This is a genomic window from Phenylobacterium sp. (assembly GCF_044236515.1).
Taxonomy (GTDB): domain Bacteria; phylum Pseudomonadota; class Alphaproteobacteria; order Caulobacterales; family Caulobacteraceae; genus Phenylobacterium.
The window spans coordinates 1-21,107 of sequence record NZ_JBIIGK010000025.1 but is presented as its reverse complement, the minus strand read 5'-3'; the positions used below and the strand labels follow the sequence as shown (position 1 = coordinate 21,107).

General features: G+C 69.5%; 18 protein-coding genes. 9 read left to right on the top strand and 9 right to left on the bottom strand.

From position 1 onward, the window contains the following. Nucleotides 1–192: 192 nt before the first annotated feature. Nucleotides 193–894 (top strand): GntR family transcriptional regulator, encoded by a 702-nt coding sequence (locus ACILRF_RS04560; protein ID WP_395671086.1) that lies wholly within the window; start codon nucleotides 193–195, stop codon nucleotides 892–894. 59 nt (nucleotides 895–953) lie between these two features. Here the strand turns inward: ACILRF_RS04560 and ACILRF_RS04555 are convergent, their stop codons facing one another. Together ACILRF_RS04555 and ACILRF_RS04550 are read right to left on the bottom strand one after the other, a co-directional pair. Then, a complete protein-coding gene (locus ACILRF_RS04555; protein WP_395671085.1) occupies nucleotides 954–3,281 on the bottom strand; it encodes a TonB-dependent receptor in 2,328 nt (775 codons plus the stop codon). A gap of 88 nt (nucleotides 3,282–3,369) precedes the next feature. After that, nucleotides 3,370–4,935, bottom strand: a complete 1,566-nt coding sequence (locus ACILRF_RS04550; RefSeq protein WP_395671084.1) for an amidase — start codon at nucleotides 4,933–4,935, stop codon at nucleotides 3,370–3,372. A 334-nt stretch (nucleotides 4,936–5,269) separates the two neighbouring features. Here ACILRF_RS04550 and ACILRF_RS04545 point away from each other — a divergent pair, with 334 nt between their 5' ends. The 3 genes from ACILRF_RS04545 to ACILRF_RS04535 all read left to right on the top strand — a co-directional run bounded on the left by ACILRF_RS04545 (nucleotide 5,270) and on the right by ACILRF_RS04535 (nucleotide 9,340). Continuing rightward, a complete protein-coding gene (locus ACILRF_RS04545) occupies nucleotides 5,270–6,466 on the top strand; it encodes a malonyl-CoA decarboxylase (RefSeq protein WP_395671083.1) in 1,197 nt (398 codons plus the stop codon). Between the two features lie 24 nt (nucleotides 6,467–6,490). Next, nucleotides 6,491–8,014, top strand: a complete 1,524-nt coding sequence (locus tag ACILRF_RS04540; RefSeq protein ID WP_395671082.1) for a malonyl-CoA synthase — start codon at nucleotides 6,491–6,493, stop codon at nucleotides 8,012–8,014. Between the two features lie 87 nt (nucleotides 8,015–8,101). Then, nucleotides 8,102–9,340 carry an SLC13 family permease gene (locus tag ACILRF_RS04535; protein ID WP_395671081.1) on the top strand — a complete coding sequence of 413 codons (1,239 nt, stop codon included), beginning with the start codon at nucleotides 8,102–8,104 and terminating at the stop codon, nucleotides 9,338–9,340. Here ACILRF_RS04535 and ACILRF_RS04530 read toward each other — a convergent pair. Next, entirely contained in the window at nucleotides 9,337–9,972 is a 636-nt protein-coding gene (locus tag ACILRF_RS04530; RefSeq protein ID WP_395671080.1) for a TetR/AcrR family transcriptional regulator, read from the bottom strand. The two genes, ACILRF_RS04535 and ACILRF_RS04530, sit on opposite strands and share 4 nt — an antisense overlap. 83 nt (nucleotides 9,973–10,055) lie before the next feature. On the opposite strand from ACILRF_RS04530, the gene crtY reads away from it, so the two are divergent. The 3 genes from crtY to ACILRF_RS04515 are packed head-to-tail and all read left to right on the top strand — an operon-like array spanning nucleotide 10,056 to nucleotide 13,671. Further along, a complete protein-coding gene (gene crtY / locus ACILRF_RS04525; protein WP_395671079.1) occupies nucleotides 10,056–11,216 on the top strand; it encodes a lycopene beta-cyclase CrtY in 1,161 nt (386 codons plus the stop codon). 20 nt (nucleotides 11,217–11,236) lie between these two features. Next, nucleotides 11,237–12,739, top strand: coding sequence for a phytoene desaturase (locus ACILRF_RS04520; RefSeq protein ID WP_395671078.1), 1,503 nt, complete (start codon nucleotides 11,237–11,239; stop codon nucleotides 12,737–12,739). Then, entirely contained in the window at nucleotides 12,739–13,671 is a 933-nt protein-coding gene (locus ACILRF_RS04515; protein ID WP_395671077.1) for a phytoene/squalene synthase family protein, read from the top strand. The genes ACILRF_RS04520 and ACILRF_RS04515 overlap by 1 nt, the downstream gene beginning before the upstream one ends. On the opposite strand, the gene ACILRF_RS04510 is transcribed toward ACILRF_RS04515, so the two are convergent. From ACILRF_RS04510 to ACILRF_RS04500, 3 genes are read right to left on the bottom strand one after another with little or no spacing between them, the layout of a single operon-like run. Beyond that, nucleotides 13,650–14,378: a fatty acid desaturase gene (locus ACILRF_RS04510; protein ID WP_395671076.1), complete on the bottom strand. Its 729-nt coding sequence runs from the start codon at nucleotides 14,376–14,378 to the stop codon at nucleotides 13,650–13,652. The two genes, ACILRF_RS04515 and ACILRF_RS04510, sit on opposite strands and share 22 nt — an antisense overlap. Continuing rightward, nucleotides 14,375–14,851: a sterol desaturase family protein gene (locus ACILRF_RS04505; RefSeq protein WP_395671075.1), complete on the bottom strand. Its 477-nt coding sequence runs from the start codon at nucleotides 14,849–14,851 to the stop codon at nucleotides 14,375–14,377. Before ACILRF_RS04505 ends, ACILRF_RS04510 begins: the two co-directional genes overlap by 4 nt. A 5-nt stretch (nucleotides 14,852–14,856) precedes the next feature. Beyond that, nucleotides 14,857–15,720, bottom strand: coding sequence for a polyprenyl synthetase family protein (locus ACILRF_RS04500; RefSeq protein WP_395671074.1), 864 nt, complete (start codon nucleotides 15,718–15,720; stop codon nucleotides 14,857–14,859). Between the two features lie 108 nt (nucleotides 15,721–15,828). Between ACILRF_RS04500 and fni the strand changes: the two genes are divergently transcribed. Continuing rightward, the gene (fni, locus tag ACILRF_RS04495) at nucleotides 15,829–16,878 is read left to right on the top strand and encodes a type 2 isopentenyl-diphosphate Delta-isomerase (protein ID WP_395671073.1); all 1,050 of its coding nucleotides are present in this window, start codon (nucleotides 15,829–15,831) and stop codon (nucleotides 16,876–16,878) included. Next, nucleotides 16,853–18,130 (top strand): glycosyltransferase, encoded by a 1,278-nt coding sequence (locus tag ACILRF_RS04490; RefSeq protein ID WP_395671072.1) that lies wholly within the window; start codon nucleotides 16,853–16,855, stop codon nucleotides 18,128–18,130. Before fni ends, ACILRF_RS04490 begins: the two co-directional genes overlap by 26 nt. Here ACILRF_RS04490 and ACILRF_RS04485 read toward each other — a convergent pair. The 3 genes from ACILRF_RS04485 to ACILRF_RS04475 all read right to left on the bottom strand — a co-directional run. Beyond that, entirely contained in the window at nucleotides 18,109–18,522 is a 414-nt protein-coding gene (locus ACILRF_RS04485; protein ID WP_395671071.1) for a DUF2141 domain-containing protein, read from the bottom strand. The genes ACILRF_RS04490 and ACILRF_RS04485 overlap by 22 nt on opposite strands. A gap of 59 nt (nucleotides 18,523–18,581) precedes the next feature. Next, entirely contained in the window at nucleotides 18,582–20,603 is a 2,022-nt protein-coding gene (locus ACILRF_RS04480) for a hypothetical protein (protein WP_395671070.1), read from the bottom strand. Nucleotides 20,604–20,656: 53 nt separating this feature from the next. Continuing rightward, on the bottom strand, nucleotides 20,657–21,107 hold a 451-nt coding region (locus ACILRF_RS04475; RefSeq protein WP_395671069.1), incomplete at its 5' end, for a serine hydrolase domain-containing protein.

Sequence of the window (21,107 nt, the reverse complement as noted above, 5' to 3'; positions counted from 1 at the left end):
TCCACTCTCCCGCCAAAGGTAGTTCCACAAACGCGCGAGCTCCGCGGAGGCTGCAACCATCGCGTTTACGGCAGACAACCGTCAATCGATCGGCGGCCCAATCTGAGACGTCGGATCATGGCGGCTCGGGACGGGCTGGAGCTGCGCGAGATCACACCTCGACTTCCGGCCGCATAAGGGTGAAGTAGAGAGATGGGGGAGAAGATGTTCAGCGGCGCGGACCTCGGCGAAGACATCTCTGAGGAGCGGCTGCTCCTGTCGGAGCGCATCCGAAACGCGCTGACCGACGAGATCGCCAGCGGTTTGCTGCGGCCGGGCGTGCAGCTCGACGAGCAGCAGCTGGCCGACCGGTTCGGCGCCTCGCGGACACCGGTGCGGGAGGCCCTTCGCCAGCTGGCGGTCAGCGGCCTGGTCGAGATGCGGCCCCGGCGCGGGGTGATCGTCACCCGCCTGACGCCCGAGCGGATCATGGACATGTTCGAGGCCATGGCCGAGATCGAGGCCATGTGCGTACGGCTGGCCACCAACCGGATGACGCCGCTGGAGCGCAGCCGGCTGATCCGGCTGCACAACGAGTCCGAAGAGATGGTCGCGGTCGGCGACGTCGACGCCTACGACGCGATGAACCGCGACTTTCACGAGCGGCTTTACGAGGCGACGCACAACAGCTTCCTGGCCGAACAGGCCAAACTGACCCGCACCCGGCTGACCGCATTCCGCCGTACCCAGTTGCGCCAGGGCGACCGCATCGTGCGCTCACGCGAAGAGCACGAGCGGATCATGGCGGCGATTTCGGAAGGCGACGGCGAGGCGGCGGCCCGGCAGATGCGGGCCCACATGCTCAACGCCGCCAGCGCGCTCGAGCGCTACATCACCGAGCACGAACAGGACTGAACCGCCGAAGGCCGGGCCCCGCATCGAGATGCGAGCCCGGCCCCGGCAGCTCAAAGCGATCAGTAGCGGTAGGTCGCCGTCACGCCGACCGTTCGCGGGCGCTGGATCGTATAGCGCTCGGCGCGGGAGCCGTAGGTTCCGAGCCGGGTGCTGTACGTCTGGTTGAGCGCCGTATCGTTGTCGAAAAGGTTCTTCACGAACACCGAGACGTCGGTACGGTCGCGGGTGACGCCGGCCCGCAGCGACACGTCATCCACCGCCGCGCCGTTCCGGGACGCCGCGAGGAAGCCGATCACGCCCGGCGGGTTGTTGCGGACGTACTCGCCGGTATAGCGGTAGTCGGCCCTAACATAGGCATTCAGGTTGTCCCGCACCGCCCAGGTGTACTCGGCCGAGGCGGTCAGCTGCCACTTCGGCGAGAACGGGATCGGGGCCCCATCCTTGGCCAGCAGGGTGGTGCTGTTCGGCTGCGGGATGGTCTCAGTGTACTTGCCGTCGTTGTAAGCGACGGTGCCGCCGAGGACGAGCCCGGGGATCGGATTGGCCTGCATCTGAAGGTCGAACCCTCGCACCCGCGCTTTGCCGAAGTTGCCGACGAAACTGTAGGAGCAGGAGTTCAGCGGGATGTTGCCCTGAATGGCGTCCCAATCGATCTGGTAGACGCTCCCCGCCACTTCGACTGAGCGGTTCAGCAGCCGCTTCTTGGCCCCCAGCTCGTAGCTCCAGACGGTATCCGACTTGTAGGGAGGCGGTGCGCCATTGATGCCCAGGCTGGCCAGCTGCGCGGCGCAGAACCCAGGCAGAATGGCGTTGGCGCCGCCCACCCGATAGCCCTTCGCCACGGTGCCGTAGATCAGGCCGTCGTCGAGGTTATAGGCGATGTTGAACTTCGGCGTGAACGGCTTCTCGGTCGCCTTGCCCGACGCGACAAGCGGTCCGCTGCCGGTCGCCCCGAACAGACCGTCCGACCGTTCGTCGAAGCTGAAGCTGGTCTTGGAGTAGCGCAGACCCAGCGTGGCCTTGAGCCGGTCGGTGATGGCGTAGGTGAAGTCGCCGAACGCGGCGAGCTCCTTGTCGCGAACTTCGCCGTCGTAGATGAATGCGTAGCGGCCATCGATCAGGCCAATGCCGACACCGGCGAAGTCGCGCGCCGACATCTTGAACAACAGCTGGGTCAGCTGGTCCAGCAGCGGCTCGTCCTCGTCCTCATAGTCCCGCTGCGTGCTGTTGTAATAGAAGCCGCCAATGACCCAGCTGAACCGGCTGTCGTTTGTCGAGGTCAGGCGGAATTCCTGCGACCAGTTCCGCTGCTCGAGGTCCTGGTGGTAGGCCAGGGTGTAGTTGGGGATTTGCGGATAGAACAGGCCGCAGCGGTCGGCCGGGTAGCCGGGCGCCTGGCCGCCGGGCGGGCACCCCTGGGCGAAGCTGTGGAAGAAGCGATAGGTCCGGTCCTGGGTCCGCGCGTAGTAGGAGGTGATCGACTTGAAGGCGAAGCTGCCGAAGTCATAGTCCACCGTCACCGACGGCAGGACAAACTCCTCCTCAATCGGGCTCGGAATGTCGAAGAAGGAACGGTAACTGCCGGCGTCGCGCCAGATCGTGTCGGCGTCGTCCTGGTTGACCCGTTGGAACATCACCGCCGGGGTGATCTTCAGGTTCTCGGTAGGAGCCCAGGCGAACGCCAGACGGCCGACGTAGGAGTCGGTGGAGTTCGAATTCCTGTCGTACAGCTCGCCGGTATAGAAGCTCACGCGATCGACGTATCCGCCGTCGTGACGGGTCCACAGGCTGGCGCGGAAGCCGAGCTTCCCTTCGATGATCGGGCCGCCGACGGCGACGCCCACTTCGTGATTGGGCTGGCCATGCGCCGTCAGGCCGACTTCGCCCCGAGCATAGGCGGAATAGGTGTCCAAGCTGGGCTGGGGCGTGATGAACCGCAGGGTCCCGCCCTGCGAGCCGGCCCCGAACAGCGTGCCTTGCGGACCGCGCAGCACCTCCACACGCTCAAGGTCGAAAATTGCTGGATAGACGGTGGCGAAGGTCCGCGCCTGGATCGGCGTGTCGTCCACATAGACGCCAGTCGTCGAGGCGCCGGCCAGGGAGGTGATCCCGCGGATCGCCACCTTCACGCCGCCGTAGCCGGACGGAACGAGGCTGATCCCCGGCGCCAACTTCGCCAGGTCGTTGATGTCGCGAACGCCCTGACGGTCGAGGGTCTCGGGATCGAGGGCGGTCACGCTGATCGGCACCGTCATGACGGTTTCGGCGCGGCGGGTCGCGGTCACGACGACTTCGCCCAGTTCGCTGCCCGAGGCGCGGGTTTCCTGCGCGCTCGCGGCGCCGGCGGCCGCCACTAACGCGGTACTGACAAACAGCAGTTTTTTCATGGCTTCCCCCTGCTTTGACCCCGATATTGAGATCAAATTCATGTTGGGAGGCGAGTTCTTCAGCCCCCGGTGTCGTCGTCTGTTCTGATCAGGCGCTCCGCAGAGGCCGCAACGGCGGCGGCCGGCGACGGGGCCAGTCGGTGACAGCGTGGTAGGCGGCCGCCAGCTGCAGGCAGTCGAGGTCGCGGTTGCGACGGCCGATGATCTGGAGGCCCATCGGCAGGCCGCCGGGCCCGAAGCCGGCCGGGGCGCAAAGCGACGGCAGGCCGGCCATGGTGATCAGCACCAGGCCCTGCATCCACTCGTGATAGCTGCGCATCTGGCGGCCAGCGATCTGCTCCGGCCAACGCAGCTTGGCGTCGAACGGGAAGACTTGGGCCCCGGGGGCGATCAGGAAGTCGAACTGTTCGAACAGCGCCGCGACGGCGCGATACCAGGCGTTCCGACCCGCCATGGCCCGGCTGACATCGTAGGCGGTCAGCCGCTTCATGGCCTCGACCTCGAACTGGGCCTCGGGCTTGAGCAGCGGACGGCGTGCCGGGTCGTCGTAGTGTTCGACGAGACTGGGGCCCGTCTCCAGCGCGCGCAGGATCGTCCACGCCTGCCAGGCGTCCTCAACCTTGTAGTCGGGAAGCGCCGGGGCGATGCGGCAGCCGAGTTGCTCGAACGCCGCGAAGGCCGAAGTGCAGACGTCGAGGACCCCCGGCTCATACGGCACGGCGCCGCCGAAGTCCCCAAGCCAGCCGATGCGCGCGCCGGCGAAGTCACGGCGCAGATCCCCCGCGAAAACCTGAGGGTCCTCGTCGATCGCGAGCGGTGCGCGGGCGTCATAGCCGGACATCACCGAAAGCAGCCGGCCGACGTCGGCTGGGGTGCGCCCCATCGTGCCGTTGACGCTGAGCGAGGTGTAGAAGCCGCCCGTCACCGCGACCCGGCCATAGGAGGTCCGGAAGCCGTAGATGTTGTTCCAGGCGGCCGGGTTGCGCAGCGAGCCCGCATGGTCGCTGCCATCGGCCGCCGGCAGCATGCGAGTCGCCACCGCCACCGCCCCGCCGCCGCTCGAGCCGCCGGCGCTCTTGGTCAGGTCGTAGGGATTGAGGGTCGCGCCGAAGATCGGGTTGAAGGTGTGCGACCCAAGGCCGAACTCCGGCACATTGGTCATGCCGACGATGATCGCACCGGCTCCACGAATCTTGGCCACATAGGGCGAATCCGTCCGGGCGATGTGGTCCTTGTAGAGGGGCGAGCCCCGCGTGCCCCGCATGCCGGCGACATCGACCAGATCCTTGATCGCCTGTGGCACGCCGTGCAGGGCGCCGACCGCCTCGCCGGCCGCCAGGCGGCGGTCGGCGGCTTCGGCTTCCGCCAGCAGCTCGCGGGCCGGCCGCAGAGAGACGATCGCGTTGACCCGGGGATTGATCGCTTCGATTCGGCCGAGGTAGCCACGCATCACCTCGAGGCAGGACACCTCCCGCGCGCGGATCGCCCGCGAGAGGTCGACCAGGCCAAGCTCGGTGATCGCGCTCGGACTTTTCTGGGCGGCGTAGGCCGGAGCGGCCGCGAGACCGGCGGCGACGGCGGCTCCCGAGAGCACGGACCGGCGCGAGATCACATCGCCGCGGCCGGAAAGCTCCAGCCGGCCGGCGCGCGCCAACGATTCCGTCTCCTCAACCAACGCTCCACTCCCCATACGCATACATTCTTGAGATAGCGTCGCTATCGTGTATGCAAAGTTGCGTCAAGAAGACGGATACGTGCGTCTAGCGACGCTGCGTGAGTGAAGATGCATACCCAAGGAGTCTTGCGTGAAAGCAGGGACGGAGGCGGCGACTAAGGCGAACGGGAAGCGCAGCCAGAACGGAACATCCGGCGTGCTGAACTCCCTCGCACGCCTTGTCGGCGGCTTTTCGCCGCCGGGACGTGACCTCCTGGCGCGGCACACCAGCCTCGCGTCGGCGGGCCCCGGGCCGCGAAAAGCTCGGGCGAACGTGCTGGCCACCCTGGCGCGGGACCTGCTGTCCGGCCGCGGCGAGGCGTCGGGGGTGGCGATCGCCGCCGACCTTCTGGCGCTCTATCGCGCCGCCACGAAGGATGAGAGGATCGAGTTCCTCGGCGTGCTCGGCGAACGGTTCAATCCCGACCAGAAGGCGCTGGAGGCGGCCTGCCGCGCCTATGCCGAACAAGGCGCTGCTGCGCTCCGCGGGCTGAGCGCCGCCGTCGAGGCCCCCCGGCAGGAGCTGTTCCGGCGCCTGAACCTCGCGCCCGGCGGCACCGCGGCCCTGGTGGCGATGCGGGCGGACCTCCTGCAATGGCAGGACGAGATCGCGGCCGGGGACGTCGTCGACGCCGACCTGCTGCACGTCCTGAAATCCTGGTTCAACCGTGGTTTCCTGACCATGCGCGAGATCAGCTGGACCTCGCCGGCCAGCCTGCTGGAGCGGCTGATCGCCTACGAGGCGGTGCATCACATTCGCGACTGGGCCGACCTTCGCCGCCGGCTCGACCCGGCCGACCGCCGCTGCTTTGGCTTCTTCCACCCGGCGATGCCGGATGACCCGCTGATCTTCGTCGAAGTGGCCCTGACCCGGCAAGTCCCGCGGACCATTCAGCCCCTGCTGGACGCCGCCAAGGAACCGGTGCGCGGCCGGCCCGACACGGCGGTGTTCTATTCGATCAGCAACTGCCAGCCCGGCCTGCGCGGGGTGCCGTTCGGCAACTTCCTGATCAAACAGGTGGCGACCGACCTGAAGCGCGATCTGCCGGGATTGAAGCGGTTCGTCACCCTGTCCCCGGTGCCGGGCTTCATGCGCTGGCTGGCCAAGGTGGACGCCGACCTTGCGGCCGAGCTCGCCGGGTCGGACTGGATCGCCGCGTCCGGCGACGAGTTGCAGGCCCGGGTGACGCGACGCGCCGTCGCCTACTTCCTCGACGCCAAGGGAGCCGACGGAAAACCCCTCGACCCTGTGGCCCGCTTCCACCTCGGGAACGGCGCGCGGCTCGAGATGCTGAACTGGCTCGGCGACGTCTCGCCCAAGGGCCTGCGGCAGAGCGCCGGTCTGATGGTCAACTACCTCTACGATGTCCGGAGCATCGAAGAACGCCACGAGGCCTACGCCAACGAAGGCCGCATCGCAGTGGGCAAGCCGTTCCGCGACATGGCCCACGCCGCCGGCGTGCGGATCTGAACCAAAAGCCGAGATTCAAAGACCGTGACGAACCTGTACGCCCGCCTGTCGACGCGCTTTCCGCAAGACCGCGACCAAACCTTCGCCCGCCTGGCCGACGGCGCGCGGGTGAGCTATGCCGACCTCGACGACCGGTCGGCCCGGTACGCCGGTCTGTTGCGAGACCTCGGCCTTGCGCCCGGCGACCGCGTCGCCGTGCAGGCGGAGAAGAGCATCGAGATGCTGATGCTCTATCTCGGCGCGCTGCGGGCCGGGGCAGCCTTCCTGCCGCTCAATACCGCCTATACCGCTGGCGAGCTGGACTATTTCATCGGCGATGCCGAGCCGGCGCTGATCGTCTGCGACCCCAAGCGGCAGGCGGCTATCCGGCAAATCGCCCGGCGCCGCGGCCGGGCCAAGGTGCTGACGCTCGACGCGGCCGGCGAAGGCTCCATCGCCAGCCAGGCGCGCCAGGCCGCGCCGATCGAGCAGACGCTGGAACTGGACGACGCCGCCCTGGCGGCGATCCTCTACACATCCGGCACCACCGGGCGCTCCAAGGGCGCGATGCTGAGCCACGGGAACCTGGCGTCCAACGCCTTCACCCTGGCGGATTCCTGGCGGTTCACGTCGGACGACGTGCTGCTGCACGCCCTGCCGATCTTCCACACCCACGGCTTGTTCGTCGCCACCAACGTCACCCTGGCGGCCGGCGCCTCGATGATCTTCCAGGCAGGCTTCGATCCCGTCGCGCTACGCCAGGCCCTACCCGAGGCGACGGTGCTGATGGGAGTGCCGACCTTCTACATCCGCCTGCTCAAGGACGCCGCCTTCACCCGCGAGGCGACGGCGCACATGCGGCTGTTCATCTCCGGATCCGCGCCGTTGTCGCCGGAGATCCACAAGGCGTTCGAGCAGCGCACAGGCCACGCCATCCTGGAACGCTACGGGATGACCGAGACCAATATGAACACCTCGAACCCCTACGACGGGGCGCGGCGGCCCGGCACCGTCGGGCGGCCCCTTCCCGGCGTCGATATCCGCATCGCCGATCCGGAGACGGGCGCCGAGATGCCGATCGGCGAGGTCGGGGTGATCCAGATCCGCGGGCCGAACGTGTTCCAGGGCTACTGGCGGATGCCGGACAAGACCGCGGCCGAGTTCCGCGACGGCTATTTCATCTCCGGCGACCTCGGCTTCATCGACGCCGAAGGCTACGTCTCGATCGTCGGTCGGGCCAAGGACCTGATCATCTCGGGCGGCTACAACATCTATCCGGCCGAGGTGGAGAACGCTCTCGACGCCCTGCCGGAGGTCCGGGAATCGGCGGTGGTTGGCGCGCCGCATCCGGACATGGGCGAAGGCGTCGTGGCGGTCGTCGTGCCGACCGACCCCGGCTTCATCGACGATCAGCGTCTGCGGACGCAACTCGGCGATCAGCTGGCGCGATTCAAGCAGCCGCGGCGCTTCGTCTTCGTCGACCAGTTGCCCAAGAACACCATGGGCAAGGTCCAGAAGGTGCTGCTGCGCGACCAGCTAGCCGACAGCTTCCAGTCGGCGACCAACTAAGGCCGTCAAAAGGCCCGCCAGCGGGCGGCGGTTGCAGCAGCGGCCGGCCCCGCCGAGCGACAAGAACAAGCACCACCAGGGGGAAACATGGGTTCGGACGTCTACGGCCTCGTCGGGCTGGTCGCGATCTTTGCGATCGCGGCGATGGCGCCGGTCAACATGGGGATACTGGGCTTCGCCGGCGCCTTTCTGGTTGGCGGCGTGCTGTTCCACATGGCCCCGAAGGACATCCTGGCCGGGTTTCCTGCCGACCTGTTCCTGACGCTGGTCGGCATCACCTATCTGTTCGGCATCGCGCAGCGGAACGGCAGCATCGACCGCGTCCTCAACGGCGCGACGCGGCTGACGGGCGCAAAGCCGGCGGTCGTGCCGTGGCTGGTGTTCGCGGCCGCTGCGCTGCTCACCGGCTTCGGCGCGCTGGGGCCGGCGGCGGTGGCGATCATCGCCCCGCTGGCGCTGCAGCTGGCGCGGCGCTTCAGCCTCCCGCCCCTGCTGCTCGGGCTGATGACAATCCACGGGGCGCAGGCCGGCGCGTTCTCGCCGATCAGCGTCTATGGCGTGATCACCCACAAGGCCGCCATCGCCGCCGGCCTGATCGCCGACCCGCTGGCGATCTTCTGGGCCAGCCTGGCGATTAACGCGGCGATCGCCCTTGTCATCTACCTGGTGCTGTCCCCGCGGCGGAAGGCGGCGGCGGATTCCGTCGAGGGGGAGGAGACGCCCGAGCCGCTGACCTGGGAACAGGGGGTCACGCTCCTGAGCGTGGCGGCGTTCGCGCTCTGCGCGACGGTGCTGCAGATGAATGTCGGCTTCATGGCGGTGTTCCTGATCGCGGGCCTCGCGCTGTTGGCCCCGAAGAGCCAGAAGGACGCCATTGCCGGGGTCAGCTGGTCAACGGTGCTGCTGATCTGCGGGGTGATCACCTACGTCAGCGTGCTGGAGAAGATCGGCGCCATCGATTGGATCGGGGCCGGCGTCGCAGCGATCAGCGTGCCGCTCGTGGCGGCGCTGCTGCTCAGCTATTTCGCGGGCATTACGTCGGCGTTCGCGTCATCTACGGCCCTGCTCGGCGTCGTCATCCCGCTGGCCGCGCCGCTCAGCGTGAGCGGCGGGCTGGGCGCGGTCGGCCTGGTCTCCGCCCTGTGCGTGGCGACCACCATCGTCGACACCTCGCCATTCTCGACCAACGGCGCCCTGATCGTCGCCAGCGCCGAGCCGGACCAGCGCGAACGGGTCCTCAGGCGCCTGCTGATCTACACCGCTGGTATCGTCGCGCTGGGGCCGCTGTTTGCCTGGGCGATCCTGGTGGCCCCGACCGCGGGCTAGGGGGCGGCGCGATAGGCGCGGACGAAGGCGGCGCAGACCTCGGCGACGACGGCCTCGAGGTCGGCCGGATTGCAGCTCGCGCCGCCCATGTGGTCCTGGTGAAGGATGGCCAGCAGCAGGGGCGAGATCAGCATCAGCGCGGCGGCGCGAGTGTCGACGTCGAGCATCTCGCCGCTGGCGATGTGGCCGCGCAGCCGCCGCTGCAGGGTATCGACCGAAGGGTCGACGATGAACTTCAGGGCCGCCGGGCCGATCTCGGCGTCGAGCAGGCCCTCGGCGATGGCGACGGCGAAGACGTCGCCTAGCTTGACCTGACGTGGGGCGCGGAACCCCTGGAGCAGGGAGACCCCGTAGTCGTGGATCGACTCTTCGAACGGCGCGGTCGGCGCGGCGATCCGCTCCAGGCGGTCGAGGCCGTCGCGGAGGTAGTTCTCGAGGATCGCGGCGATCACCGCCGAGCGGCCACCGAAATAATAGCGAAGCGTCGGCACCGAGACGCTGGCGGCCTCGGCCAGCTGGCGGAAGCTCGGGCGCGCGCTTTCACGGCGCATGACGCGGAGCGTCATCCGGCGCAGCAACTCCTGCCGCTTCTCGTCATAGTCAGCGTCCCGGGCGCCCCTGGGCCTCGGCACTCGCTCTGGTCCTTCCCGAAAACTTTGAACTGAGAACGATTCTCCGAAGCCAAAGTTCTTTCTCCGGGGTTAGATAAAGAACGATGGGGTCGAATTCGCCAACTCCGGTCTGCGACGTCCTGTTGGTCGGCGGCGGTCTCGCCAACAGCCTGATCGCGCTACGGCTGCAGCGCGAGCGACCCGACCTGCGTCTGCGGATGCTCGACGCCGAGGAGCCGGGCGCATCGCCGAAAACCTGGAGCGTGTTCCGCAGCGACCTCGAAGCCGACGCCTGGACGGCGCTGGCGCCGGCGTTCGAAGCCGACTGGCCCGGGTACGAAGTGCTGTTCCCGGCCCACGCGCGGCGGCTGTCGACGCCCTACGCAAGCCTGACCTCGCCGCGGTTGGCGCAGCTGGCGGGCGCGGTGTTGGGTCCGGCGGTGGAAACCGGTCGCCGGGTGGTCACGATCACACCCGACCGGGTGGTCTGCGAGGACGGCGAGACGATCGTCGCGCGGGTGGTGATCGACGGTCGCGGGGCTGTCCCTTCCCCGCACGTGACGCTGGGTTTCCAAAAGTTCCTCGGGTTGGAGGTGAGCCTGCGGCGGCCGCACGGGCTGACGGCGCCGATCGTCATGGACGCGACCGTCCATCAGGAGGACGGCTACCGGTTCCTTTATATCTTGCCCCTAGATGCGAGCCGCCTGCTGGTCGAGGACACCCGCTACAGCGACGGCCCCGACCTCGACGTGGCGCAGTTGGAGGCGGCGGCCCTGCGCTACGCCCGAGGCAAGGGCTGGGCGGTCGCCGAGGTGCTGCGGCGCGAGCGGGGGGTGCTGCCGGTGGTGCTGTCCGGCGACGTCGACGCCTATTTCGCCGAGCCGGGACGGGAGGCGCCGCAGGCTGGCATGCGCGGCCTCTTCTTCCATCCGACCACCGGCTATTCGCTGCCCGACGCAGCGCGGACCGCCGCCTTCGTCGCCCGCCAGCCGCTGAATTCGAGCGCCGAGCTGGCGCGGGCGTTGACCGGCGAGGCCAAGCGGCTGTGGCGCGAGCGCGGCTTCTACCGCACCTTGAACCGCATGCTCTTCCGGGCTGCCGAGCCGGAGCTTCGCTACCGGGTGCTGGAACGGTTCTACCGGCTGCCGCAGCCGCTGATCGAGCGCTTCTATGCCGGCCAGTCGACCTGGGCCGACAAGGTCAGGATCCTGGCCGGGCGTCCGCCGGTGCCGCTTGGCCGGGCTCTGGCCGCCCTGCCGGCCTAAACGAGAGAGCAAGAGGGATCATGGCGCGCGCCATCGTCATCGGAAGCGGCTTCGGCGGCTTGGCGGCAGCCATCCGGCTGCAGTCGGCCGGACATGTGGTGACCCTGCTGGAACAGCGCGATCGGCCCGGCGGCCGGGCCTATGTCTACGAGCAGGATGGTTACACCTTCGACGCCGGTCCGACGGTGATCACCGATCCGAGCAGCCTCGAGGAGCTGTTCACCCTCTCCGGCCGGCGGCTGAGCGACTACGTCGACCTGCTGCCCGTCGAGCCTTTCTATCGCTTGCTCTGGGAGGACGGGGTCAGCTTCGACTACGTCAACGACCAGGCCGAACTCGACCGTCAGATCCAAGCGCTACGGCCCGAGGACGTCGCCGGCTATCGCGAATTCCTGCGCTATTCGAAGGCGGTGTTCGAGGAGGGCTACATCAAGCTCGGCCACGTCGCCTTTCTTAGCCCCTGGGACATGGCGCGGGCCGGACCGAACCTGGCCAAGCTGCAGGCCTGGCGCAGCGTCTATTCGATGGTCTCGCGGTTCGTTAAGGATCCGCACCTGCGCCAGGCGCTGTCGTTCCACACCCTGCTGGTCGGCGGCAGTCCGTTCGCCAGCTCGTCGATCTACACCTTGATCCATGCGCTGGAGCGAAAGTGGGGCGTCTGGTTCCCGCGCGGCGGCACCGGCCAGCTGGTGCGAGCCTTGGTGCGGCTGTTCGAGGACCTCGGCGGCGTCATACGGATGGGCGCCGCGGTCGCGGAGATACTGGTCTCGGGGGCTAGGGTCGCCGGGGTCCGGATGGCGGGCGGCGAGGTGCTTCCTGCCGACCTCGTGGTCAGCAACGCCGACGTCGTCCACACCTATGATCGGTTGCTCGGCGGCCACCCGCGCGGCCCGGCCATGGCCCGTCGGCTGAAGGGCCGCCGGCACAGCATGTCGCTGTTCGTGCTCTATTTCGGCCTGAACCGCCGGCACGAGCACCTGAAGCACCACACCATCCTGTTCGGACCGCAGTACCGCGAACTGGTGTCGGCGATCTGCGGGGGCAAGCCGCTGCGGGACGACTTCTCGCTCTATCTCCATGCGCCGAGCGTCACCGACGACAGCCTCGCCCCGCCCGGCTGCAGCACCTATTACGCCTTGTCGCCGGTGCCGAACCTGCGCCAGGACATCGACTGGGCCGTCGAAGGGCCGAGGTACGCCGAGCGCATTCTGGGTGCGCTTGAGGCGCGGGTCCTGCCGGGCCTGCGGGCGGATCTGGCGACAATGCGGATCTTCACGCCGCACGATTTCCGCGACGAGCTGAACGCTCACCTCGGCAGCGCCTTCTCGCTGGAGCCAATCCTCACGCAGAGCGCCTATTTCCGTGTCCACAATCGCGACCGGGCGATCCGCAACCTCTACTTCGTCGGCGCGGGCACGCACCCGGGGGCCGGCGTGCCGGGAGTGGTGGGGTCGGCCAAGGCGACCGCCCGTCTGATTGCCCAGGACTTCCCCGTTGGCGCGCCGGTGGCGGCGCACGCCTGATGGACGCGGTCGTCGCGCACAGCGAGGCGGCGATCTCGAAGGGGTCGAGCAGTTTCAGCGCGGCCTCGCGGCTGTTCGGTCGCGAGCTTCGCGAAGACGTCTGGCAGCTCTACGCCTGGTGCCGCCACTGCGACGACGAGATCGACGGGCAGGACGGCGGCGGCGCTTCACGGCCCTTGTCCGCGGCCGACCGGCAGGCGCGGCTAGACAGGTTGCGCCGGCTGACCCACGCCGCCCTGGCCGGTGAGCCGATGGCGGACCCGGCGTTCGCCGCCTTCGCGCGGGTGGCGCGCAAGCATCGGATGGCCGAGCAGTGGCCGCTGGAGCTGCTCGACGGCTTCGCCCAGGACGTCGAGGCGCCCCGGCTGGCGAGCCAGGCGGAGACGCTTGCCTATTGCTGGGGCGTGGCCGGTACGGTCGGGGTGATGATGGCGACGATCATGGGCGCGGGCGGGCATGCTGTGCTGCAGCGGGCCCAGGACCTCGGCCTTGCCTTTCAGCTCAGCAACATCTGCCGCGACGTTTTCGAGGATGCGCACAACGGCCGGATCTACCTGCCGGCCGACCAGCTGGAGGCCGAAGGCGTCGCCGCCACCCCGGCGGTCCTGCTCGACCGGGCCAACCGCGAGGCCGTGTTTCGCGTGGTCGTGCGGCAGCTAGCGCTCGCGGAGACCTACTACGACTCCGCCCGCGTCGGCCTGCGGGCGCTGCCGTTCCGCGCGGCGCTGGCCGTGGCGGCGGCGCGCAACATCTATCGCGAGATCGGCCGCCGGATCCTGCGTCAGGGGCCGTCGGCGCTCAGCGCCCGGATGCGGGTTCCAAAGCCGGTGATGGCCGTCCTGGCGGTGCGCGGGGCCGGGGCGGCGATCCTGAGCCGGTTCGAACAACCGGACGCAGCCCCGCCGCGCCCTCAGCTTTGGTCGAGGCTCTGAGCCCGACCTTCCGGCAGGCGCCACCAGGGCAGGCCGGGATGGAGATGGTGCTCGTGGTGGAAGCCGCCGAAGTGCAGGCAGGTCGCGAGCGACATCCAGTACGGTTGCCGCAGCGAGCGGGCCCGATGGCGGTCGGCGAAAGGCGCGGCCTCGTGGCGATGCGGCAGGTAGGTGCCGAAGTAGAAGAGCTGCACGGCCGATAGGACCGCCGGGGCCGCCCAGAAGACGAGGATGTTCGACATCCGGGCCCCCAGCAGCAGGCAGGCCGAGACGCCGACCGTCAGCCGGAGGAACTCCGCGAGGCCAAAGTAGCGTCCGATGAAACTCCGGAACCACGGCAGGAAGGCGCTCGGGGCGGCCGGGTGGAAGTCAGGATCGTCGTCGCCGCCCGGAGCCTCATGGTGGCGGTGGTGCGAGGTCGCCAGCTTTCGGAACGAGAACGCGGCGTAGAGGCCGACACAGATCTGGCCGACGAGGGCATTGAGGCGGGGCCGCCCCGGCGCCAGCGAGCCGTGGATGGCGTCGTGGGCGATAATGAACAGCGCCGCGCTGAGCCAGGTCTGGACGACCAGGAACGCCGGAACGCGCACGAGGTCCCAGGACGACCAGCGATGGGCGAACACGCCCCACAGGAAGAAGCCCATCCAGGCGAGGATGGCGGCCGCCGCGAAGCCGAGCCCGAGCAGGGTCTGGCGGCGCGGGCTCAACGCCGGCGCGCGGCGCGCAGGCCGGCCGCTAGGCGCATTGGGTCCGGCGCCAGCAGGAAACCGAACGACACCGCGCCCTCGCGCGAGCGGGTGAGGTGATGCAAGTGGTGGGCCCGGACCAGCCGCTGCAGGTACCCGGATCGGGCCTGGACCGGCAGCGGGAAGCGCCGGTGCACGAGACCGTCGTGGACCAGCATGTAGAGCAGGCCATAGGCCGTCATGCCGCCGGCCAGCCAGGCGAGCGCCGGCCGATCGACGATCCCCGCCAGGCCGAACAACGCGATCGGCGGGGCCGCGAAGATCAGGCCGAAGAGATCGTTGGCCTCGAAGGCGCCGCGCCGCGGCTCATGATGCGAGCGATGCCAGCGCCAGAGCGGCCCGTGCATCAGGTAGCGATGCGTCGTCCAGGCGACCGCCTCCATGCCGGCGAGGCCGACGGCGAAGGCGAGCGCATTGACGAGCCAGGCCGGCATGGGAGTCAGGCCGCCGCCCGGCCGATCAGCAGGTCCACATAGTCGCCCATCGGCGACAGGGAGCGCGGACCTTCGGCCAAGGCCGCCTTGGCGCGCCCCAGGCGTCGGCGCGCCTCTTCCCGCAGGCCGTCGACACCCATGAGGACGGCCAGGTTGGAGGTCGGCTTGTCGCGCGCCAGATCGTCCTCATCCTCGAGGTCGTCTAGCGCCTGGAAGGCTAGGCCGAGTTCGCGAGCGAAGTTGCGAAGCGCCTCGCGGCTCGGCAGGTCGGCGCCGGCGCTGAGGGCGCCCATCTCGACGGCGGCGACGAACAGCACGCCCGTCTTCTCGTGATGGAGCTGACTGGCGGCGACCGGCGTAAGCTCGGCCACGCCCAGCAGGTCCTTGTCTTGGCCGCCGATCAGGCCGCCGGGGCCCACGGTGCGGGCCAGCAGCGCAGTCATCTCGCAGCGGGCCGCCTCGGGCAGAGCGGTTGCCGATCCCACCATGGCATAGGCCTCGTTGAGCAGGGCGACGCCGGTGAGCACCGCGACCTCCTCGCCATAGCGGACATGGACGCTCGGCTGGCCGCGCCGGGTTGTCGCGTCGTCCATGCACGGCAGGTCATCGAGCACCAGGGAGGCGGCGTGGACCAGCTCCAGCGCGCAGGCGCCAGGCAGGGCCAGGTGGGTCGGGCAGCCGAGATAACCGGCGCTGAGCAGGGCGAGCAGCGGGCGCAGTCGCTTGCCTGGCGAGAGGACGGCGTAGCGCATGGCGGCGTGGATGCGATGCGGCGGATCGCCAGCATCGGGCAATGCCCGTTCAAGGGCCCGGTCGACGGCCGCGCGGAGGTCCTGCAGCCGCACCAGGGGGGAACTCGATGCTTCCATGGCGGCCTCCGCGCCAAGGTTTCCGTGGAACCCGGGAGTTGCGCAAGATATTTATATCAACTGAGATAAAGAATGGCCGTCGGGGCCGGATGTTCCCTGGAGCTGGGCGTGAGCGAACCCGCCGCCATCCTCAAACGGAAGGACGAGCACCTCGACCTGGCCCTGCGCCAGGCGACGGTGGTGGGCGCGAACCCGTTCGACGCGGTCCGCCTGGAGCCCTGCGCCCTGCCGGAACTGGCGCTGAGCGACATCGACCTCAGGACGACGTTCCTGGGCGCCCCGTTGCAGGCCCCGTTGCTGGTGAGTTCGATGACCGGCGGGCCGCGCCGGGGTGAGGCGATCAATGCCCGCCTGGCCGAAGCCGCCGAGGCGCTGGGCATCGGCCTGGCCGTCGGCTCGCAGCGCGTGGCGCTCGAGGGCGCCGGATCGGCGGGCATCGACGGAGCGCTGCGCAAGCGCGCGCCGCGCGCACTGCTGCTGGCCAACCTCGGCGGCGCTCAGCTGGCCCAGCCGGACGGCATCGACCTGGCGCGACGGGCCGTGGAAATGATCGGCGCCGACGGGCTGATCGTTCACCTCAACCCCTTGCAGGAGGCCGTGCAACCGAGCGGCGACACCGACTGGCGGGGCGTTCTGGCGGCAATCGAAAAGCTCGCCGCAACACTAGGCCGGCCGGTCGTCGCCAAGGAAGTCGGCTTCGGCCTTTCGGCGCCGGTGGCGCAGCGCCTGGCCGAGGCCGGCGTCGCGGCGCTCGACGTCGCCGGCGCCGGCGGCACGCAGTGGGCGCTGATCGAGGCGGACCGCGCCGTCGATCCGCAGGACCATGCGGTCGGCCAGGCGTTCGCCGGCTGGGGGCTGACAACGCCCGAAGCGCTGCGCGAGGTGCGGGCCGCCTGCCCTGCCCTGCCGCTGATCGGCTCCGGCGGCGTCCGGAACGGCGTCGACGCGGCCAAGGCGATCGGCCTCGGCGCCGACCTCGTCGGTCAGGCTGGCGGCGTGCTGCAGGCGGCGCTGGAGTCCACCGAGGCGGTGATCCAGCATTTCGAGATCGTCATCCGGCAATTGCGCATCGCCTGTTTCTGCGCCGGTGCGCGCGACCTCGACAGCCTCCGGCGGGTGCGCCTGCTGCCGCATGCGATTCCTGTTCACGACCTTTGAAGGCGGCGGCCACGTGCCACCCGCCCTGCTGGTCGCCCGCCGGCTGCGGGAACGCGGGCACGAGGTGATGGTGCTGTCGGACAGCGCCAACCGCGAACAGGCGGCCGCCAGCGGCCTCCCCTTCCAGAGCTGGCGCCGGGCGCCGAACCGCCACACCGCCGGGCAGGCTGACGACCCGCTGGACGAATGGCGCAGCCGCTGGCCGCCGGCCATCGTGCGGCGGCTGTGCGAGGCGGTGATCAGCGGCCCGAGCCTGGCCTACGCCGAGGATGCGCTGGAGACCGCCGAGGTCTTTCGGCCCGACGCCGTTGTCTCCAACGAACTGCTGTTCGGGGCGATGGCGGCGGCGGAGGCGCGCGGCTTGCCGCTGGCGCTGCTGACAGCCAACGTTTGGTGTTTCCCGACGCGGGAAGACGTGCCGCCTTTCGGCCCGGGGTTCGCGCCGGCGCGCGGCGCCTGGGGCCGCCATCGCGACGAGTCGGTCCGGCGGTTGTCTTCGGACTGGTACCAGGCAGGCCTGCCGGCGCTGAACGCGGCGCGCGCGAGGCTCGGCCTGCCGGCGATGAACCGGACCTTGGATCAGTTGTTTGCCGCCGACTTCATCCTGCTCGGAGTCGCGAGGAGCTTCGACTACGGCGCGACGGCGCCGCGGGGGTTCGCCTATGCCGGGCCGCTCGGGGCGGAGCCGTCGTGGGCGCGCGAAGCTGAGGCCGAGGCGCTGCTGGACGAGGGCCGGCCGAACATCCTGATTTCGCTGAGCACGACGGCGCAGGGCCAGACAGACCTGTTGCGCCGATGCGTCCAGGCGGCGGTGGCGACGCCGGCCAACGTGATCGTGACGTTGGGCCCGGCGCTGGACGGGGCCGAACTGCCGCGAGCGGCCAATCTGAAGGTGGTGAAGGCCGCGCCGCACGATGTGATCGTCCCGCGCTGCCGCCTGGTGCTGACCCACGCCGGCCACGGAACGGTGATCCGTCCGCTGATGCACGGCGTGCCCGTGGTTTGCGTACCCACCGGGCGGGACCAGCCGGAGAACGCTGCCCGCGTGGCGCATGCTGGGGCAGGCCTTCGGCTATCGCCGCGCGCTTCGACGGCGGTCATCCGGCGGGCGATCGGCCAGGTGTTGGACGATCCCCGCTTCGGACAGGCCGCCGAGCGGCTAGGGACGGCGATCCGGCAGGAGGCCGACGGCGGGCGCAAGGCGGCCGAGTGGTTGGAAGAGCTTGCCCGTCAGCGCAGCCGAATGAGCTGACGCGCTCCGGAGCCGGTCAGCTGGAACGCCGCCTGGCGCCAGGCCGGCGGCCCGAACAGGCCGCGGCTGTTGTTCGAAAAGCCGTAGGCCTCGGTCGGCAGACCGACTGGCAGGGTGTCGAGCCGGCCGTTGGCGTTCCGGTCGTGGTAGGCCATGACTGCATAGGCCCCGGGCGGCAGGTCGCGAGTGACACGAATTGGGCCGGCGCCGACCGCCCGCGTTTCCGCCCAGACCGGCCGGGTTCGCCGCAGCCAGCCCTCACCGTTGTCGAACACGGCAATGGAAACCTGACCGCCGCCGCCGACCTCGGGGAACTCCAGTGTGAGCTCGGCGGCCGCGGCCCCGGTCGCGCTGAGCGTCATGGCGACGGCGAGCGACAGGGTCTTAAGCAACGCGCGGCTCCGCACTGGGGTCGGCAGCCGAAGCCGGCCGCCGCCACACAGATACGAATTTAGAGCCCGAGCGCCACCCACACCGGCTCGATCGACGGCTCCTTGACGCAGGAGTAGTCGTTGCCGGTGCAGTCCTTGTCCGACCAGTCGGGCTGGCCCGGCGCGCCGGACACCGCCACGAGAACGAGCTGCTTGCCGCCGACACTGTAAGTGATCGGCGCCCCGGCGGTGCCAGCCGGCAGCTGCACCTCAGCGAGGATCTTGCCGTTGCGCTTGTCGTAGGCGCGGAACTTGTCGCCATAGGCGTTGTGCGGCCCGGCCATCAGCATGCCGGACGAGCCCTCGCCGACGAAGATCAGCTCCTTGGTCACCGCCACCGCCGGCTTGCCGGGGTTGCCGAGCATCGGCAGGTTCAGGCCCTTGAGCAGCGGGCTGGTCCGCGGCCCCTCGCCGTTCGGCACGCGCCAGCGGGTCTTGCCGTTGGTCATGTCGATGGCCACGAAGTGGCTGTAGGGCGGCTTCAGGAACGGCATGCCTTGCGGGCCCTGCGGCGCCAGCTGGAAGCGGCCCGGGCGCTTCTGGTAGGGCAAGGTCGCATCGGCGGCCGGCGGCTTTTCCATGCAGTGGGCGCTGACGATGTCGGCGACCACGGTGTAGTAGGTGTTGGTGTCCGGATCGTAGGATCCCGAGCTCCACATCCCGCCGCCATCGGAACCCGGCAGTTGCAGCGTGCCCTCCGGCCCCGACGGATTCTTGCAGAGCGGCGGCGGCATGTAGAGCTTGCCGATCGTGTATTTGCTGGTGATCTCCAGCGCCTGCTTGCGCAGCTCCGGCGTGAAATCGATCAGGTCCTTCTCGGTGAAGTTCAGCCGGCCGAGCGGCTCCGGCCGGGACGGGAAGGGCTGGGTCGGTGAGGCGCGCTCGCCGGCGACGGCGTTCTGCGGCACCGGGCGTTCCGGGATCGGCCAGATCGGCTTTCCGGTCACGCGGTCAAGGGCATAGAGCAGCGGCACCTTGCCGACGATCATCAGCGCCTTGACGGTCTTGGCCCCGACCTTGACGTCGCCAAGCACCGGCGGCGAGGCGAGGTCGAGATCCCACAGGTCGTGGTGGATGGTCTGGTAGTGCCAGATCTTTTTGCCGGTCTTGGCGTCGAGGGCGACGACCGCGTCACCATAGAGGTTGTCGCCCGGCCGATAGCCGCCGAACCCGCCGGGGTTGGGCGCCGAATAGGGAATGTACACGTAGCCCAGTTCCTCGTCGGCGCTGATCAGGCCATAGGACTGCATGGCGCCCGAGATGCCGGCCGAGGGGCCCCAGCTCGCGCGCGCGGGATCATCCTCCGTGGGCATCGGGCTGAATTCCCACAGCTTCTTGCCGGTGCGCACGTCGTAGGCGCGCGAGACACGGGGATAGGCGGCCTGCTGGTCGCCCCCGTCGTCGCCGCGCCCGGCGATGCCGGCGCCCATGCCGGCGGCGCCGAGGACGATGACGTCGCCGATGACCAGCGGGCTGCCGGCGGCGTTGCCGCGGCGACCTTCCTCGACGAGGTTGACCCGCCCCTTGTCGCCGAACGACTCGTCCGGTTTGCCGGTCGCCGCGTCGAGGGAATAGAGGAAGGACCCGCGGGCGGTGATGATGCGAGCCTGCGAGCCGGCGCGCCACAGGGCCACGCCGCGCTGGCTGGCGCCGCCGATGTCGGCGGCGGCGGTGGAGAACGGCTTCTGCGCCCAGATGGTGCGGCCCGTTGTGGCCTCGAACGCCTCGACCAGGCCGACGCCGTTGGAGGCGTAGACGACGCCGTCCACCTCGATCGGCGTCGAGCGGAAGTAGTCGCCGCCGCGTCCGCGCAGGGCGTTCTTCAGGGCCGGGAACTCGGCGGCCAGCGCCGGGTCGATAGCCGGCCGGGTCCAGAGGATCTTCAGCCCCCCGACGTTGGCGCGATTTATGTCGTTGGCCGGCGAATAGCGGCTGAAGTGCTGGTCGGCGCCGGTCTTGGGCCAATGCACGTCGGCGGCCAGCGCACTGGTCGAAAGCAGCGCCGAGGTCAGCCCGGCGACGACTGCCGCAATGGTCTTCATCTTCCCAAGTCTCCTTCGGGACCGAGGTTGCTGCGCCTTGTTCGGCGCGGTGTTCAGGGACGCGGCCGCGAGGCGTGGATGTCCTCGATCGCGGCGGACAGGATGTCGTTGTAGAGGCCCCACTTGGCGGAGTCCGACTGGTTCCAGGCGACCGCCACCGCCACGTCGATGTCCGGGCAGTAGATCATCTGGATCCCCCAGAAGCCGCCGTGGCTCCAGCACATGCGCTTGCCGAATTTGACCTGGGCGAGCAGCGGGGCGTGCGACAGCTGGCCGTTGGCCGAGGGCGGCGTCTGCAGCGCCATGGCCAGGGTCTCGGGCTTGTCGAACATATGGCCCTGCAGCAGCGGCCGGACGAACCGCACCATGTCTCGCACCGTGGAGACCAGGCCGCCGCCGCCGTAGAGGTCGAAGGTCGGGCTCCAGTCCGTGCGGTCGAGGTCGCCGGAATACTGGTGGGCCCGTCGCTCGCCGGGCGGCGGCGCCTGCACCGTCTCCCAGTAG